Raw genomic sequence first — 207 nt, 5'->3', positions numbered from 1 at the left:
GAAGGACGGGACTAACACCGATATGCTCCGGGGAGCTGTAAGTAAGCTTTGATCCGGAGATTTCCGAATGGGGAAACCCACCATCCGTAATGGGATGGTACCCCTGCCTGAATACATAGGGCAGGAGGAGGCATACCCGGGGAACTGAAACATCTAAGTACCCGGAGGAAGAGAAAGCAAACGCGATTCCCTGAGTAGCGGCGAGCG

At 54.6% G+C, this 207-nt stretch carries 1 rRNA gene; it reads left to right on the top strand.

Annotation, left to right across the window (positions count from 1 at the left end):
- Positions 1-207 (top strand): 23S ribosomal RNA (locus tag M3221_RS26145); the annotation flags it as partial.

The sequence above is a fragment of the Domibacillus indicus genome (genome assembly GCF_023715895.1).
Taxonomy (GTDB): Bacteria; Bacillota; Bacilli; order Bacillales; family Domibacillaceae; genus Domibacillus; species Domibacillus indicus_A.
This window is presented reverse-complemented; position numbering and strand designations above follow the sequence as displayed.